General features: G+C 70.4%; 14 protein-coding genes. 8 read left to right on the top strand and 6 right to left on the bottom strand.

The window, feature by feature from the left end; all coding sequences use genetic code 11:
* Positions 1 to 79 precede the first annotated feature (79 nt).
* The 5 genes from D892_RS0103725 to D892_RS0103705 all read right to left on the bottom strand — a co-directional run bounded on the left by D892_RS0103725 (position 80) and on the right by D892_RS0103705 (position 5,693).
* Positions 80 to 1,216, bottom strand: coding sequence for an Mrp/NBP35 family ATP-binding protein (locus tag D892_RS0103725; RefSeq protein ID WP_024799963.1), 1,137 nt, complete (start codon positions 1,214 to 1,216; stop codon positions 80 to 82).
* A gap of 59 nt (positions 1,217 to 1,275) precedes the next feature.
* Positions 1,276 to 2,118, bottom strand: a complete 843-nt coding sequence (locus tag D892_RS0103720; RefSeq protein ID WP_024799962.1) for a lytic transglycosylase domain-containing protein — start codon at positions 2,116 to 2,118, stop codon at positions 1,276 to 1,278.
* A 123-nt stretch (positions 2,119 to 2,241) separates the two neighbouring features.
* The gene (locus tag D892_RS0103715) at positions 2,242 to 3,618 is read right to left on the bottom strand and encodes a lytic transglycosylase domain-containing protein (protein WP_232235967.1); all 1,377 of its coding nucleotides are present in this window, start codon (positions 3,616 to 3,618) and stop codon (positions 2,242 to 2,244) included.
* 174 nt (positions 3,619 to 3,792) lie between these two features.
* Positions 3,793 to 4,377, bottom strand: a complete 585-nt coding sequence (locus D892_RS0103710; RefSeq protein ID WP_024799960.1) for a DUF1003 domain-containing protein — start codon at positions 4,375 to 4,377, stop codon at positions 3,793 to 3,795.
* Positions 4,374 to 5,693 (bottom strand): magnesium transporter MgtE N-terminal domain-containing protein, encoded by a 1,320-nt coding sequence (locus tag D892_RS0103705; protein WP_024799959.1) that lies wholly within the window; start codon positions 5,691 to 5,693, stop codon positions 4,374 to 4,376. Before D892_RS0103705 ends, D892_RS0103710 begins: the two co-directional genes overlap by 4 nt.
* Positions 5,694 to 5,745: 52 nt before the next feature.
* Between D892_RS0103705 and D892_RS0103700 the strand changes: the two genes are divergently transcribed.
* The 3 genes from D892_RS0103700 to D892_RS0103690 all read left to right on the top strand — a co-directional run bounded on the left by D892_RS0103700 (position 5,746) and on the right by D892_RS0103690 (position 7,947).
* Complete coding sequence (locus D892_RS0103700; RefSeq protein ID WP_036566709.1) at positions 5,746 to 6,723, top strand: CoA ester lyase; 978 nt, start codon at positions 5,746 to 5,748, stop codon at positions 6,721 to 6,723.
* A 126-nt stretch (positions 6,724 to 6,849) separates the two neighbouring features.
* Positions 6,850 to 7,341 (top strand): general stress protein, encoded by a 492-nt coding sequence (locus tag D892_RS0103695; protein WP_024799957.1) that lies wholly within the window; start codon positions 6,850 to 6,852, stop codon positions 7,339 to 7,341.
* A 3-nt stretch (positions 7,342 to 7,344) separates the two neighbouring features.
* Complete coding sequence (locus D892_RS0103690; RefSeq protein ID WP_024799956.1) at positions 7,345 to 7,947, top strand: suppressor of fused domain protein; 603 nt, start codon at positions 7,345 to 7,347, stop codon at positions 7,945 to 7,947.
* Positions 7,948 to 8,109: 162 nt separating this feature from the next.
* Here D892_RS0103690 and D892_RS0103685 read toward each other — a convergent pair whose 3' ends face one another.
* Complete coding sequence (locus D892_RS0103685) at positions 8,110 to 9,189, bottom strand: magnesium and cobalt transport protein CorA (protein ID WP_024799955.1); 1,080 nt, start codon at positions 9,187 to 9,189, stop codon at positions 8,110 to 8,112.
* 97 nt (positions 9,190 to 9,286) lie between these two features.
* Here D892_RS0103685 and D892_RS0103680 point away from each other — a divergent pair, with 97 nt between their 5' ends.
* The 5 genes from D892_RS0103680 (at position 9,287) to D892_RS0103660 (ending at position 15,069) form a co-directional block, all read left to right on the top strand.
* On the top strand, positions 9,287 to 10,141 hold the full coding sequence (locus D892_RS0103680; RefSeq protein WP_024799954.1) for a PHP domain-containing protein: 855 nt from the start codon (positions 9,287 to 9,289) through the stop codon (positions 10,139 to 10,141).
* Between the two features lie 108 nt (positions 10,142 to 10,249).
* Complete coding sequence (locus D892_RS0103675; protein WP_024799953.1) at positions 10,250 to 10,516, top strand: hypothetical protein; 267 nt, start codon at positions 10,250 to 10,252, stop codon at positions 10,514 to 10,516.
* A gap of 60 nt (positions 10,517 to 10,576) precedes the next feature.
* Positions 10,577 to 12,166, top strand: a complete 1,590-nt coding sequence (locus D892_RS0103670) for an FAD-binding protein (RefSeq protein ID WP_232236291.1) — start codon at positions 10,577 to 10,579, stop codon at positions 12,164 to 12,166.
* Positions 12,167 to 12,786: 620 nt separating this feature from the next.
* A complete protein-coding gene (locus tag D892_RS0103665; protein WP_024799951.1) occupies positions 12,787 to 13,995 on the top strand; it encodes an NADP-dependent malic enzyme in 1,209 nt (402 codons plus the stop codon).
* Between the two features lie 264 nt (positions 13,996 to 14,259).
* The gene (locus D892_RS0103660; RefSeq protein ID WP_024799950.1) at positions 14,260 to 15,069 is read left to right on the top strand and encodes a metalloregulator ArsR/SmtB family transcription factor; all 810 of its coding nucleotides are present in this window, start codon (positions 14,260 to 14,262) and stop codon (positions 15,067 to 15,069) included.
* Positions 15,070 to 15,187 lie beyond the last annotated feature (118 nt).

The following is a 15,187-nucleotide window of genomic DNA, read 5'->3' as shown; positions in this document are numbered from 1 at the left end:
GGCGACGTTCCGGTATCCGCGTCGGGGCCGGCGAGCCGCCGCTCGTGGCTACACGGCCGCAGCGAACGAGGGTGTGCCGCTACCCGTGCCGGGTGGTGTCGATGCCCAGCGACATGCCTGCCAAACCGCGGCGGCGGACCGCCAGCTTGTCGGCTACTCCGTTCAGGGCCTGTGCGGCGGGGTCGGCGGGGTTGCGCAGGACGATGGGGGTGCCCTCGTCGCCGGACTCGCGGACCTCCTGGGTGATGGGGATCTGGCCGAGCAGGGGGACGTCGGCGCCGACGGCGCGGGTGAGGCGCTCGGCGACCGCCTGGCCGCCGCCCGAGCCGTACAGCTCCATCCGGCTGCCGTCGGGCAGGTCGAGCCAGGACATGTTCTCCACCACGCCGGCGATCCGCTGGCGGGTCTGCAGGGCGATCGCGCCGGCACGCTCGGCCACCTCGGCGGCGGCCGCCTGCGGAGTGGTGACGACCAGGATCTCGGCGTTCGGGATCAGCTGGGCGATCGAGATGGCGACGTCGCCGGTGCCGGGCGGCAGGTCCAGCAGCAGCACGTCGAGATCGCCCCAGAAGACGTCGGCGAGGAACTGTTGCAGCGCGCGGTGCAGCATCGGCCCGCGCCACACCACGGGCGTATTGCCCTGGGTGAACATGGCGATCGAGATGACCTTCACGTCGTGCGCGACCGGCGGCATGATCATCCGCTCCACCTGGGTGGGGCGCTGATCGGTGCCGAGCATGCGCGGCACCGAATGGCCGTAGATGTCGGCGTCCAGCACGCCCACCGAGAGCCCGCGTTCGGCGAGCGCCGCCGCCAGATTCACTGTCACGCTGGACTTTCCGACCCCGCCCTTACCGGAGGCCACCGCATACACCCTGGTCAGCGAGCCGGGCTGGGCGAACGGGATGACCGGTTCGGCCGAATCGCCGCGCAGCTTCTTGCGCAACTCGGTGCGCTGCTCGTCGGACATCACATCGAGATCGACGCTGATACCACCGACACCGGGCACGTCGGCGACGGCCTTGGTCACCGAGTCGGTCAGCGTGGTGCGCAGCGGGCAGGCCGCCGTGGTCAGGTAGATGACGACGTGCACGCTGCTGTCGGTGCCGACCGTGACGCTCTTGACCATGTCCAGCTCGGTGATCGGCTTGCGGATCTCCGGGTCGTTCACTGTCGCGAGGGCGGCCCGCACATCCGATTCCGTAACCACTGGCATAACGCCGAGTCTAACTACGGCTCGGACACCGACCGGCATGCCCGCCCGGTGCCGGGTGGTCAGATCCGGGGGAGCTGCCCCTGACTCGGTGCGACGCCGGTGCGGTAGGCGACCTCCCACGCCATCACATTGGCCACGTAGGCCATCGAGTTGTTGTAGCGCATGATGGCCTTGGACTGCTGGCCCAGATCGTTCATGTCCAGCCCGCCGTGGCACAGGTACTTGCCGGCGGTGAGGGCGGCGTCGAACAGGTTCTGCGGGTCGGAGATGCCGTCGCCGTCGCCGTCCGCCGCGTGTTTGCGCCAGGTCTCGGGCAGGAACTGCATCGGCCCCACGGCGCGGGTGTAGGACGACATGCCGCCGTCCAGCTCGCCGTCGGTCGCGTGCACCACCTGATTGCCGCCCAGGCTGCCGTCCAGCACCGGGCCGTAGATCGGGTCGATCGGGTAGCCCTTGGCGTCGGCCTTCCCGTAGGCGTGCTTCGATTCCACCTGTCCGATGCCGGCCAGTACCGACCACGGCATGTGGCAGGTCGGGTCCTCCTGTGCCAGAACGCGTTCGGCGTTCCGGTAGGCGGCCTGCGCGATGCCGGGCAACCCCAGCGGCCCGGCCGGCAGATCGGCCGGAGCCCGGCCGTCGGGCTGCGCGACGGTCTTCACGATGGGCGGCCCGGGATGCTTGGCCGCCTTGAAGGTTCCGTCCGGATCGGTGGGCTGGCCGGTACTTTCGACCGGTTCGTCCGGATCCTGCTGTAGCGCAGTCAATGTCGCGTGCTCGGCGGTGTTCACCTCCGCTGCCGAGGCCGCGCTCACGGCGACGACCCCAGCGGGGACGAGTCCGGTCAGTGCGATAACGGATCCGCGGCCAACATTCCTAGCCGGCTGTTTGCGGTGACGTCCCACGTGCGGTGGCCCTCCAGTGCTCGCTGTGAGCTTTTCGTGACACAACGAGATCAGATTACCGCACCCGAGACCTTTTCGTTACCCCTTCGTGATCGGATCTTCGGTTTGGCCGCCGAACGGGCGTTACGCCGGCGGCGGGGGCAGCGGGATCGTGATGCCGAAGGGCAGCGTGATCGCCGGTGCCGGCGGCGGGGCCTGGGTTGCCTGCTGGGTCGGCTCCGCCGGTGCCGGTTCGGGCGCCGGGGCCTCGGCCTGCTGCTGTTCGGGCGCCGCGGCCTCGGGTGCCGGGGCCGGTGCGACGGGCGCGGGTGCCGGCGGCTGGCCGGGCTGCGCCTGCGGCTGGCCGCAGGCGGCCGGATTCGGCTGCGCGGCACGCGGATCCGGGTTCCCGGCCGCCCGCGCCGGATCGCCGGGCGCCCACGGCTGCCCCACCGGCGCGCCCGGCTGCATGGGCATCGGCATCGGCGCCGGAACCGCCGCCGGACCGCACGGCTGCGGCGGAGGCGGCGGGCAGAAGATGCCGCACGGGATCGGTGGCAGGCCCGGGATGTTGATCATCACCTGGGTGGGCGGCACGGCCTGGGTCTGGGTCTGGACCTCGGTCGGCGGCTGGACCGTGGCGGCCGCGGTCTCCGGCGGCGGCGGTGCCGCGGACGCGCCCGGATAGGTGGAGTTGACCGCGACGATGTCCGGACCGGAGGGCGCCTGCATGCTGCCCGGCGGGATCAGGTCGGGGGAGATGGTGACCTGTGTCGGCGAACCGCCGGTCTGGTAGGCGCGCGACCAGCTCAGCACGGTGGCCGCGTAGGACAGCGAATTGTTGTAGCGCAGCACCGAGCGCAGCTCCTGCTGCGGATCGCGCAGATCCAGGCCGCCCGAGCACAGGTACTTGGCGGCGCCGAGGGTGGCGTCGAAGACGTTGTTCGGATCCGAGACGCCGTCGCCGTTGCCGTCGGTGGCGTAGTGCGACCAGGTGCCGGGCAGGAACTGCATCGGCCCGACGGCGCGGACGAATCCGCCGTCGGCGGCCTTGATGATCTCGTTGCCGGGCAGCGTGCCGTCCAGGGACGGGCCGTAGATGGTGCCGACCGTGGTGCCGGCGGCGTCGGTGTGGCCGTTGCGGGCGTGCCCGGATTCGATGCGGCCGATGCCCGCCAGCAGATGCCAGCTCACCCCGCAGGCGGGGGCGGAGGACTGCATGGCCAGTTCGGCGTTGCGATAAGCCGCGAGCACGACCTCCGGAATGCCCAGCGCGCCACCGCCCGGTAGCGCGATATCGCGCAGCGGGACGGTGCCGGCGAACGGCGGGGCGCCGTCGGCCGGTGGGGTCATCGCGCGGAGTCTGCGCGGCTGTTCGGGCGCGGCGGGAACCAGCCCGGCCGTCTGGTCGGCCGGGGCGCTCGCCGGGTCGGCCGCCGCCGTCGACGCCGTCAGCTGGGCATCCGCCGCCTTGGGTGCGCTGGTGCGGACCGGCGAGTGCGCCGTAGATCCCGAAGCCATCAACCCCGCAACCACCAACGCCGATACGGTGATAGGTCCAGACATTCGCATCGGCACACCAGTCCCCTCAGTAGCCATTCGGTGGCTGACCAGACCGAGCTGTCTGGGCCAGCCACAACCCGCAACGTGATCCAGGTTACCCGTCGGTCAGCTTGTTGTTATCGATATTTGCGGTCAGTCACCATCGATTTGTGGCGAAATGGGTACTCGACCCCTCTTCTTGTCGGTACTCTTCCTCGATTTAGCCGACGGAACAGAATCTTCACCGTTCAGAGGGGCATTCAGCTCCAGGCGCGCCAGGGCGTCCTTGATGTCTTCCAGCTCCCGCCGAAGATAGTCGCGCGTGGCGACCTCACCGACCGCGATGCGCAGGGCCGCCAGCTCCCGGGCCAGGAACTCGGTATCGGCCTTGGTCTGCAGGGCGCGGGCGCGATCCTCCTCGAGTGAGACGCGATCGCGGTTGTCCTGCCGGTTCTGGGCCAGCAGGATCAGCGGCGCGGCATAGGCGGCCTGGGTGGAGAAGGCCAGGTTGAGCAGGATGAACGGGTAGGGATCCCAGCGCAGTCGCACGGCGAAGACGTTGAGCACGACCCATACCACGACGATGATCGTCTGCAGCATCAGATAGCGTCCGGTGCCGAGGAACCGGGCGATCTGCTCGCTGGTGCGGGCCATCGCCTCGGCGTCGAAATCGAACCGGAGCCGATTCTCGACCGGAGTCTCCAGCCGCCCGCGCGGCTTGTCGCTGCGGTCGGTCATGAGCGTCCTCCTTCCACCCGCTCCGGCGGCGTGACGGCGATCGGGCCGGTCGCGTACTCCTCGTCCTGTTCGCGCCAGTCCTCGGGCAGCAGGTGATCGAGGAGGTCGTCCACGCTCACCGCGCCGAGCAGGTGGTTCTGCTCGTCCACCACCGGGCCGCAGACCAGGTTGTAGGTGGCGAAGTAGCGGGTCACCGCGGTCAGCGGATGGTCCGGCCGCAGCCGCCCCAGATTCTTGTCGACTATGCCGCCGACCAGGCTCGCCGGAGGCTCCCGCAGCAACTGCTGGATGTGCACGCAGCCCAGATAGCGGCCGGTCGGGGTGGCGGTCGGCGGCCGCACCACGAACACCATCGAGGCCAGCGCCGGGGTCAGGTCCGGATCGCGCACCCGGGCCAGCGCCTCGGCGACGGTGGCGGCCGGGGTGAGCACCACCGGCGCCGGCGTCATCATGCCGCCGGCGGTGTAGGGCGAATACTCGAGCAGGCGGCGGACCGGCTCGGACTCCTCCGGATCCATCAGCGACAGCAGCGCCTCCGCCTCCCCGGTCGGCAGCTCGCCGAGCAGGTCGGCGGCGTCGTCGGGATCCATCGCCTCGAGGACGTCGGCCGCGCGTTCGACGCCCAGCTGCTTGACGACCTCCAGCTGATCGGTCTCCGGCAGCTCCTGCACCACATCGGCCAGCCGCTCGTCGTCCAGCGCCCGGGCCAGTTCGATCCGCCGCTTCTTCGGCAACTCGCGCAGCATGTGCGCCACATCGGCGGGGCGCAGGCCCTCGTACTGCTCCAGCAGGGCGACGACGCTCTGGCCGGGCAGGTTCAGTTCCTGCTGGGTCAGCCCGCGCACATGGGTCCAGTTCACGACGTGCACTGCGCGCCGGCGCGCCAGGCGCCGATGTCCGCGCACCGCCACCCGGGACACCACCCAGTCGCGGGTGCGGGTCTGCTCGACGCCGAGATCCACGACGAACAGGTCGGCACCGTGCAGATCGGGCAGTTCCGGGTCGTCCACCCCGACCTTGGAGTCGAGAATCTGCGCCAGCGCGAGCATTTCGCCCGGGCGTTGCTCGAAGCGGCGCAGGCTGACGGTGCCGGTGCTGAGATTCACCGAACCCGGTTCGATCGCGGTCACGCGCAGCATCGGCACGAAAATCCGTTTGCGCGTGGGCAATTCCACGAGCAGGCCGAGTACCCGGGGCTGCTGGCGGTCGTAACGGACGGAGATGACCGCGTCGCGGACGCGGCCGATAGACTCGCCGTCCGGACCCAGCACCACCAGGCCGGCCAGCCGGGCGGCGAAAACCCTCGTCGCTGCCATGTGGCCAGGCTATGCGGTGTAGCGCCGGAAACACGAACATCAGGAGCCGCGCATGTCAACTCGCCGTACCGGGCTCACCCCGTCCCGGCGCTCGGTGCTCGCCGTTCCCGGGAGCAACCCCAAGATGATCGAGAAGGCCAAGAGCCTGCCGGCCGACGAGGTGTTCCTGGATCTCGAGGATGCGGTGGCCCCCGCCGCGAAGGCGACCGCGCGGGCGAACATCGTGGCGGCGCTCAACGAACCCGGCTGGGGCGACCAGATCAGGGTGGTCCGGGTCAACGACTGGACCACGCAGTGGACCTACGCCGACGTGATCTCGGTGGTCGACGGCGCGGGCGCCGAACTGGATGCGATCCTGCTGCCCAAGGTGGTCGATGCCGGGCAGGTGCGGGCGCTGGATCTGCTGCTGACCCAGCTCGAGAAGTCCGGCGGGCTCGAGGTGGGCCGGATCGTGATCGAACCGCAGATCGAGAACGCCCAGGGGCTGCGCGCCATCGACGAGATCGCCACGGCGAGTTCGCGCGTGCAGACGCTGGTGTTCGGGCCCGCCGACTTCATGGCCAGTATCAATATGCGCACGCTGGTGGTGGGCGAGCAGCCGGAGGGCTACGACACCGGCGACGCGTACCACCACATCCTGATGACGATCCTGCTCACCGCCCGTGCCCACGGCCTGCAGGCGATCGACGGGCCGTACCTGCAGGTGCGGGATCCGGACGGCTTCCGCCGCGCGGCGAACCGCACGGCCGCACTCGGTTTCGACGGCAAGTGGGTGCTGCACCCGAACCAGATCGAGGCCGCCAACGAGATCTTCTCGCCGCGCCAGGCCGACTACGACCGTGCCGAGGAGATCCTGGACGCCTACGCCTTCCATACCTCGGTCGAGGGCGGCGCGCGCGGGGCGGCGATGCTCGGCGACGAGATGATCGACGAGGCGAGCGCGAAGATGGCGCAGGTCATCGCGGACAAGGGGCGTGCGGCCGGCATGCGGCGCGGCACCCGTTTCGTACCGCCCGCGCCGGAGGACTGAGCGCACCGGCCGGTCGGTTCCGGCGGGCCGAACCTGCCCGGTCCGCGGTCGTCCCCGATGGACACGCGGGTGATTTGCCGGACTCGGTGGGCGCATAACGCGGACGCGCCTAGCATGATGGGGGACATGACCAACCCGTTGGGAAACGCGAACCGCAACCGGCCGGGCCTGCCGACGCCACCGTCGGGGTGGCCGGTCGGGTCGTATCCGACCTACGCCGAGGCGCAGAAGGCGGTCGACTACCTGGCCGACAACCAGTTCCCAGTGGAGAACGTGACCATCGTCGGCGTCGATCTGATGCAGGTCGAGCGGGTGCTCTACCGGCTGACCTGGAGCAAGGTGATCGGCGGGGGCATGGTGTCGGGCGCCTGGCTGGGCCTGTTCCTGGGCCTGCTGCTGAGCCTGTTCACCACCGGCGGCGCGCTCGGCCCGCTGGTCGTCGGCCTGGTCGGCGGCGTCATCTTCGGCGTCATCTCGACCTCGATTCCGTACGCCGCCACCCGCGGGCAGCGTGATTTCGCCTCCACGATGCAGCTGGTGGCCGGCCGGTACGACGTGCTGTGCGAGCCGAAGGCCGCCGAGCAGGCCCGGGACATGCTGGCCAAGCTGGCGCTGTAGCCGATGGACGTTCTCGGCCCGGTCCGAGCCGCCGCGCTCGGACACTTCGGCGTGCCCCGCAACGGGGAGAAATTCGACGAGTCGCGCTGGGATTCGGCGTCGGTGACGTTCCTGGGGCTGGAGCCGATCGAGATCCTGCGCATTCCCGGCGACGAGTTCGTGCACTACGTGACGCTCGGCGGGGGACGCCATCCGATGACCGATCCCACCGCCGAGCTGGCCGATCCGCTGCGGGGCCCGCGTGCGGAGCTGGTGCTGACGCTGCGCGCCGGTGTGGGGGCACAGGCCGGCCTGCCCCGCGGGCTCGGCGTGCTGATCGCGTCGCCCGCGGTGGAAGGCGTTGTGCTGCAGGAGAACGCGCTGCTGGATCTGGGGGAACCGCTGTGGCACAACGCGCCGTTCACCGCGGCGCTGCTGGGCCCGTCGGAGCTGCCGGAGGTCGCGCTGCCGGAACCCGCCGAGCCCGTGCGCTTCCTGTCGGTGGCGCCGATCACCGCGACGGAGGCGGCGTGGACGCGCGTGCGCGGCGCGGACGCCCTGCGGACCGCCTGGTCCGAGGCCGGTATCGACACGCGCGACCCCCACCGCGGCGCAGCGAGCCTGTAGCGCAACGACTCCCGTCGACAGCGCAACGACTCCCGTCGGTCACGCGGGAGTTCGACCCGTTACGCGCGTGTGCGGCAGCGCCATCCGCGGGTGGGACAGCGGCACCCGTCGTTCCGGCGTGTGTGGCCGGGCCGCGCGGCGTGCGCTCCGGGACGGTCCCGCCTACAGCCAGTTGTTGCGGCGCAACGCGATCAGCAGCCCGCCGCAGATCACCAGGATGACCAGCAACACCAGCGGATAGCCGAAGGTCCAGTGCAGTTCGGGCATGTGGTCGAAGTTCATGCCGTAGATGCCGGCGGTCATCGTCGGCACGGCCGCGATCGCCACCCACGCGGAGATCTTGCGCATATCGGTGTTCTGCTGCACGGTCACCTTGGCCAGCGCCGCGTTGATCAGCGCGCTCAGCGATTCGTCGAAGTCGCTGATGCGCTCGGCGACCGCGGTGTGATGGTCCGCGACGTCGCGCAGATAGCGCCGAACCTCCTTCGGCAGCGACAGATCCGTGCCGCGCGACAGCATCTGCAGGGGCAGCGACAGCGGGTTGACAGCACGGCGTAGCTCGACCACCTCGCGTTTGAGCTGATAGATGGATTCCACGGCGAGGCGGCTGCGCGGCGTGAACACCTCCTCCTCCATCTCCTCGACATCGGCCTCGACCTCCTGCGTCACCGAGATGTACGAGTCGACGACATGGTCGGCGACGGCGTGCAGCACGGCTGCCGGGCCGAATGCCAGCTGTTGCGGGGTGGCCTCCAGCTCGCGCCGCACGCCGGTCAACCCGGTGTGCTCGCCGTGCCGCACGGTGACCACGAAGTCGCCGCCGAGGAAGACCATGATCTCGCCGGTCTCGACGATCTCGCTGGTCGCGTGCAGATCGTGCTCGACATATTTCACGGTGCGCAGCACCAGGAATATGTCGTCGTCGTAGCGCTCCAGTTTCGGGCGCTGATGGGCCTGCACGGCATCCTCGACCGCGAGCTCGTGCAGCCCGAACGTGTGGGCCATCTCGGCCATCTGGAACTCGTCGGGGGCGTGCAGTCCGACCCACACGAAGCCGGCGTCGCGCTCTCGGACCTCGGCGAGTCCCTCGGCGGGGGTGAATCGGCCGGGTAGCCGGTGGCCGTCGAGATAGACCCCGCAGTCGACGACGGCGCGCGCGGTTGGGACCGGGATCCGGGGCAGCGCCCGGGCGGCGGATCTGCCCCGTCCGCGGAACGACGGCAGCGGTGGAATCGGCGGCATTGACTGGATGCTAGTCGCCCCGTCCGAGGGTGCGCGGCCATCGCGGCGCCGCACGCTGATCGCCGGGCGAGCACGGCCGTTGGGCAAGATGGACAGGGTGCGCATCGACCTGCATACCCACTCCACCGCCTCCGACGGCACCGACACCCCCGCCGAACTGGTCCGCAAGGCGGCCGCGGCGGGGCTGGACGTCGTCGCGATAACAGACCACGACACCACCGCCGGCTGGGCCGACGCCGTCGCCGCCAGGCCGGGCGACACGACGTTGGTGCGCGGCATGGAGATGTCGTGCGTGGGGCCCGGGGAAGATGGCTGGCCGGTCGCGGTGCATCTGCTGGCCTATCTGTTCGATCCCGCCGATCGGGCGTTCGCCCGGGAGCGGGAGCGGCTGCGCGCCGAGCGGGTGGAGCGGGTCCGCGCCATGGCCGAGCGGATGGCGGCCGACGGGCTGCCGGTGGATCCGGACGAGGTGCTGGCCTCGGCCGGTCCGTCGGCCGGCCGCCCGCATCTGGCGCGGGCCCTGGTGTCCGCCGGCGTGGTGCCGACGGTGGACGCGGCGTTCGTCGATCTGCTGGCCCCGCGCGGGCGCTACTACGTCGAGAAGGCCGATACGCCGCTGCGGCGCGCGATCGAGATGGTCTGTGCCGCGGGCGGAGTCCCCGTGGTGGCGCACGCCCGGGCCCGGAAGCGGGGGCGGCTGCTGGACATCGGCCACATCCGTGAGCTGGCCGACGCCGGCCTGGGCGGGCTGGAGGTCGACCATCCCGATCACAGCGAGGCCGACCGCGCGATATTGGGCGGGCTGGCCGCCGAGCTGGGCCTGATCACCACCGGCTCGTCGGACTACCACGGCGCCAACAAGACCATATCGCTCGGCGAGTTCACTACGGCTCCGGACCAATTCGAGAAACTGGTGGGCCTGGCGACCGGGGTGCCGGTGGTCGTGCCATGAGCGAGCCATTGACACAGCGCGCCTCGCGCCCGGTGGCGCCGAGCTTCAGCGAGGCGACGCTGTGACTCACCGCGGACATCGTGGGGTAGGGGATTGTGGAGTAGGGGTATGAGGCTGTTGCGCGCATTGAGCGGAATTGTTGCGGGCGGTCTGGTGGTCCTGACCGCGGTGCTCGTCGGGGCCGAGTTCATGGGCGGGCGCCGAGGGTTTCCGGGGCCGGGAACGGGGATGCTGGCCTGGCATATCGGGCTCACGGTGGCCGCCGTGGTCGGCCAGGTATTTTCCGACCGCCGTCGGGGTTTCGCCGCTTTTTCCGGATCGCTGGTTGTTTTTGTGGCAGCCGGTTACCTTTTGGTTACGCAATGGTGGAATTAAGACCCGCGTAACGGTTGCGGGCGGATGAATTGTGGCCGAACATTTTTCCTTGTGAGTGAAATGTCGGCCGATGTCTTGGTGTTGGGTGGTGGTCCCGCCGGGGCCTGGGCCGCGCTCGCCGCCGCACATGCCGGCGCCCGGGTGGTCCTGGTCGACAAGGGGCGCTGCGGCGCCAGCGGCCCGACCGCGAAAGGGCATGTCGCGCTGTGGAACATCCCGCCGGGGCCGGCCCGGGAGGAGGCCGTGCAGCGCAGCCACCGGCACGGTGGCTACCTGGGTGATCCGGTCTGGATGCACCGGGTGCTGGAGGAGACGCACCACCGGGTCGATCAGCTGGTTCGGTGGGGATATCGCTTTCCGGGGGAGAGCGTCGGGCGGCCCGCCCGGATCTGGCTGAACGGTGCGAAATATCTCGGCCGGATGCGCCGCAGCCTGATCGTGGCGGGCGTGCGCATTCTCGACCATCATCCGGCGCTGCAATTGCTGGTCGATGCCGAGGGCACGGTTTCCGGCGCCTCCGGGGTACATCTGCGCGGCGGTTTCCACACCTGGACCGTGCGCGCCGGTTCGGTGGTGCTGGCCACCGGCGGTTGCGCGTTCCTGTCCGGCGGCGCCGGCAGCGATGTCGACACCGGCGACGGACTGCTGATGGCCGCGGAGGCCGGCGGTGAGCTGTCGGGCATGGAGTTCTCCAATGCCTATGCCCTGACCCCCGCGGGCGATCTCCGCCCGGCCGCGGCCGACGAGATGCCGGGGCCGGCGGCGCCCGTGTCCGATCTGGCGCTGCACTTCGCGACCTTCTACGACGAGTCCGGCGCGGCCCTGGGCGCTCCCGGATTCGGTTCGCGGGCCGAGGCGTTCGCCGCCCTCGCCGACGGGCGGCGGGTCTACGCCGCCCTGGACGAGATCCCCGCGTCGCTGCGCAAGCGCCTGGCGCGTTCCTCGGTCTTCGGCGCCCGGGGCCCGGGACCGGCCCGGGTGCCGCTGCGCGCGGTGCTGGAGGGCACGGTACGCGGTACCGGCGGTGTCCGGCTGGTCGGGTTCGACTGTGCCACAACGGTTTCCGGACTGTTCGGGGCCGGTGACGTGGCCACCCGCGAGCCGATCACCGGCGCGGTCGGCGGCTTCGGTGGCCAGGGCGGGGCGTGGGCGATGTCGTCGGGCGTATGGGCCGGTGCGGGCGCGGCCGGGTTCGCGGCCGGGCGTGGGCGGCTCGGCAGGGCGCGGCCGGTGCCCGGTGCGGGCTTGAACGCCGTCTCGGGGATCGACCCGCGCGCGGTGGTCGGCCTGGTGCAGGAGCACACGCTGCCGCTGCGGCGCAGCTACTGGCGCAGCGCGGGCAGCCTGCGCGACAGCATCGGCGAACTGGACGGCATGTGGCCGGTGACGGAGGTCGAACTCGGCGGGTGCGGCTCGGCGCGATTGCGCGCCCGGCAGGCCGCGGCGCTGCTGGCGGTGGCGCGGTGGACCAAGTACAGTGCGCTGGCCCGCGCCGAGACCCGCGGGATACACCGGCGCACCGACCATCCGGACGAGGCCGTCGACGGCCGGGTCCGGTTGCGTTCCGGCGGTGTGGAACGTGTCTGGGTGCGGCCGGAGCAGTGCGATCCCGGGCAGGCGCCGCAGCACGCGGATTTCACCCCGGCCTAGGGCCCTGACCACCGCACCGCCGTTGTTCCGGCGCGCTCTCGGCCGAATCCGCGAGTGCCGGTGAGGGATCGCGGGCACGGGGGCAGGCCGCGACGACGAGGACCGGTGACGACTGTCGCCGCGGCACGGTCGCGACCCACCTCACATCGTTGCCGGTGCGGCCGGTGCGACAGCTCACCCGGTGCCCGCTCAACTGCGAGTTTCCCCTTACGCGGGGGTAATTCGCGGCCGCTACGCTCGGATGATGACAGCACCTACCGCGAGGCGATTTGGCAGGCCCGCGTTCCGGCTGGCAGAATGCTACGGATTCCCGGCCGACGCCACCGCCCGGTCCGGGACGGTTGGTGACCTTCGGCCCGTGACGCACGGCTCCGGATCGCGGATCACCCCACAGCATTGCCCGGGCCCACCCGTCCGGTTCCCGCTCGACAGATCCGCGCAGCGATTTTCGAAACAAATTTCGTAATGCCTTGCGCGCCTTGCCGCGATGTATTTCGTGCGGGGTGCTCGAGTGCTCGGCGCACCTCTGTGAGTGACTTCAATTACCCCTAATTCCGATACCCGGCGGTAACCCCCATATGGGCTAGCCACCACCGACCAGGAGTGAAATCGTGTCACCCGTGACTGACGCACCGAACGCCGCCACGGCGAGCCGTGAGAATGCGGCAAGCCCGTCCGCCATTACGCACGAAGAGATTTTTGCGGGCCATCTCGGGGGCAAGCTCTCGGTGGAACTGACGGCGCCGCTGGACACCCAGCGGGACCTGTCGATCGCCTACACTCCGGGGGTCGCGCAGGTCAGCCGCGCCATCGCCGAGGATGAGCTACTGGCGAAGCGTTACACCTGGACCGACCGCCTGGTTGCGGTGGTTTCCGATGGCACTGCGGTACTCGGCCTGGGTGATATCGGCCCGCGCGCGTCGCTGCCGGTGATGGAGGGCAAGGCCGCGCTGTTCAAGAAGTTCGCGGGCCTGGACTCGATCCCGCTCGTGCTCGACACCAAGGATGTCGACGAGATCGTCGAGACGCTGATCCGGTTGCGCCCGAGCTTCGGCGCGGTGAACCTCGAGGACATCTCCGCCCCGCGCTGCTTCGAGATCGAGCGCCGGGTCGTCGAGGCGCTGGACTGCCCGGTGATGCACGACGACCAGCACGGCACCGCGATAGTGGTGCTCGCCGCGCTCAACGGTGCGGCCCAGGTGCTGGGCCGCGACATCGCGGGCCTGAAGGTCGTGGTGTCCGGGGCCGGCGCGGCCGGCGTCGCGTGCACCAACATTCTGCTGGCGGCGGGCGTTCCCGACATCGTGGTGCTCGATTCCCGCGGCATCGTGAGCAGCGACCGCGGCGATCTGAACGAGGTGAAGGCCGACCTGGCCGGGCGCACCAACCCGCGCGGCCTGTCCGGCGGCGCCGCCGGCGCGATGGCCGGCGCGGACGTGTTCCTGGGCCTGTCGGCGGGCACCATCGCCGAGGAACTGATCGCGTCGATGGCGCCGGAATCGATCGTGTTCGCGATGTCCAACCCGGATCCGGAGATTCACCCGGAGGTGGCGCACCGGTACGCGGCCGTCGTGGCCACCGGCCGCAGCGATTTCCCGAACCAGATCAACAACGTCCTCGCGTTCCCCGGCGTGTTCAAGGGCGCGCTGGACGCGGGTGCGCGGCGGATCACCGAGGGCATGAAGGTGGCCGCGGCGAACGCGATCTTCGGCGTGGTGGCCGACGAGCTGTCCCCGGACAAGATCATCCCGAGCCCGCTGGACCCGCGGGTCGCCCCGGCGGTGGCCGAGGCGGTCGCCGCCACGGCCCGCTCGGAAGGTGTTGCGTAACAGCCTGTTTCGCTGACAGAAGGGTGTCCGTCCCTGGGGACGGGCACCCTTCGCGCGTTCGTGTCCGATTCGGTCCGGTCGTGCGCGAGGGTGCCGATTCGCGGGTCGCCGCAGGTCGGCAGTGGGTCCCACGAGTATCTGTGTTCGCGTTCGTGGCAGCGCCGGTCGGTAACGCGGTATGCCCGCCCGGATCCCTCGAACGCACCGGTGGTGGTGAGCCGAGGTCGGTTGACATAGGCAGGTAAATACCTGCATTATCGACGGGTGAGCCTCGAAGAACCGACACTGGATGCGGTGTTCAAGGCGCTGGCCGATCCGACTCGGCGCCTGCTGCTCGACCGGCTGCGCGAACACAACGGGCAGACGCTGCGCGAGCTGTGCGACCGGCTGGTGATGGCCCGCCAGTCGGCCACCCAGCATCTCGACATCCTGGTGCGCGCCGGCCTGGTCACCGTCGTCCGGCGCGGCCGGGAGCGGTTGCACTACCTCAACCCGGCGCCACTGCACGAGATCGACGAACGCTGGATCTCGGTCTTCGACAAGCCCCGACTGCAAGCTCTCAGCGCCATCCGGAACCGAGCGGAGAAATACGCCATGACCACAGAGACCACATCCGTGCCGAACTACGTCTACGTCACCTACATCCGAGCCACCCCCGAACAGGTGTGGCAGGCCCTGACCGATGCCGATCTGACGGCCCGCTACTGGGGTCACGCCAACGTGTCGGACTGGCAGCCGGGTTCGCCCTGGGAACACCGCCGTACCGACGGTTCGGGCGTGGTCGACGTCTACGGCCGGGTGCTCGAGACCGAACCCCCGACCCGCCTGGTGATCACCTTCGATGACAAACCGGCCGACGAGCCGGAGCGCGACGCGTCGGTCGTCACCTTCCTCGTCGAGCCGCACCAGGACATCGTCCGGCTCACGGTGACCCACGAGAACCTGCCGAACAATGAGATGCGCCAAGGGATTTCGCAGGGCTGGCCCGCCGTGCTCGCCAACCTCAAGTCGCTGCTGGAGACCGGCGAGGTGCTCCCGCAGGCGCCCTGGGAGATGTCGGCCGCGCACGCGTGAGCGCCGGGCAGGACGCACGCAGTGGGTCCGGGCGGCTGCGGAACGGGCGGCTTCCCGGCGCGGCCGACCGACGTGCCGGGACGCTGCGGACCGGCCGTCGCGTCTCCCGATTACGATT

The sequence above is a fragment of the Nocardia sp. BMG51109 genome (assembly GCF_000526215.1).
Lineage (GTDB): Bacteria > Actinomycetota > Actinomycetes > Mycobacteriales > Mycobacteriaceae > Nocardia.
This window is presented reverse-complemented; position numbering and strand designations above follow the sequence as displayed.

Bases quoted from the DNA above. Each gene is read 5' to 3' on its own strand.
- D892_RS0103725 (WP_024799963.1), bottom strand. From the start codon at position 1,216: ATGCCAGTGGTTACGGAATCGGATGTGCGGGCCGCCCTCGCGACAGTG.
- D892_RS0103715 (WP_232235967.1), bottom strand. From the start codon at position 3,618: ATGGCTTCGGGATCTACGGCGCACTCGCCGGTCCGCACCAGCGCACCC.
- D892_RS0103710 (WP_024799960.1), bottom strand. From the start codon at position 4,377: ATGACCGACCGCAGCGACAAGCCGCGCGGGCGGCTGGAGACTCCGGTC.
- D892_RS0103705 (WP_024799959.1), bottom strand. From the start codon at position 5,693: ATGGCAGCGACGAGGGTTTTCGCCGCCCGGCTGGCCGGCCTGGTGGTG.
- D892_RS0103700 (WP_036566709.1), top strand. From the start codon at position 5,746: ATGTCAACTCGCCGTACCGGGCTCACCCCGTCCCGGCGCTCGGTGCTC.
- D892_RS0103695 (WP_024799957.1), top strand. From the start codon at position 6,850: ATGACCAACCCGTTGGGAAACGCGAACCGCAACCGGCCGGGCCTGCCG.
- D892_RS0103690 (WP_024799956.1), top strand. From the start codon at position 7,345: ATGGACGTTCTCGGCCCGGTCCGAGCCGCCGCGCTCGGACACTTCGGC.
- D892_RS0103685 (WP_024799955.1), bottom strand. From the start codon at position 9,189: ATGCCGCCGATTCCACCGCTGCCGTCGTTCCGCGGACGGGGCAGATCC.
- D892_RS0103675 (WP_024799953.1), top strand. From the start codon at position 10,250: ATGAGGCTGTTGCGCGCATTGAGCGGAATTGTTGCGGGCGGTCTGGTG.
- D892_RS0103670 (WP_232236291.1), top strand. From the start codon at position 10,577: ATGTCGGCCGATGTCTTGGTGTTGGGTGGTGGTCCCGCCGGGGCCTGG.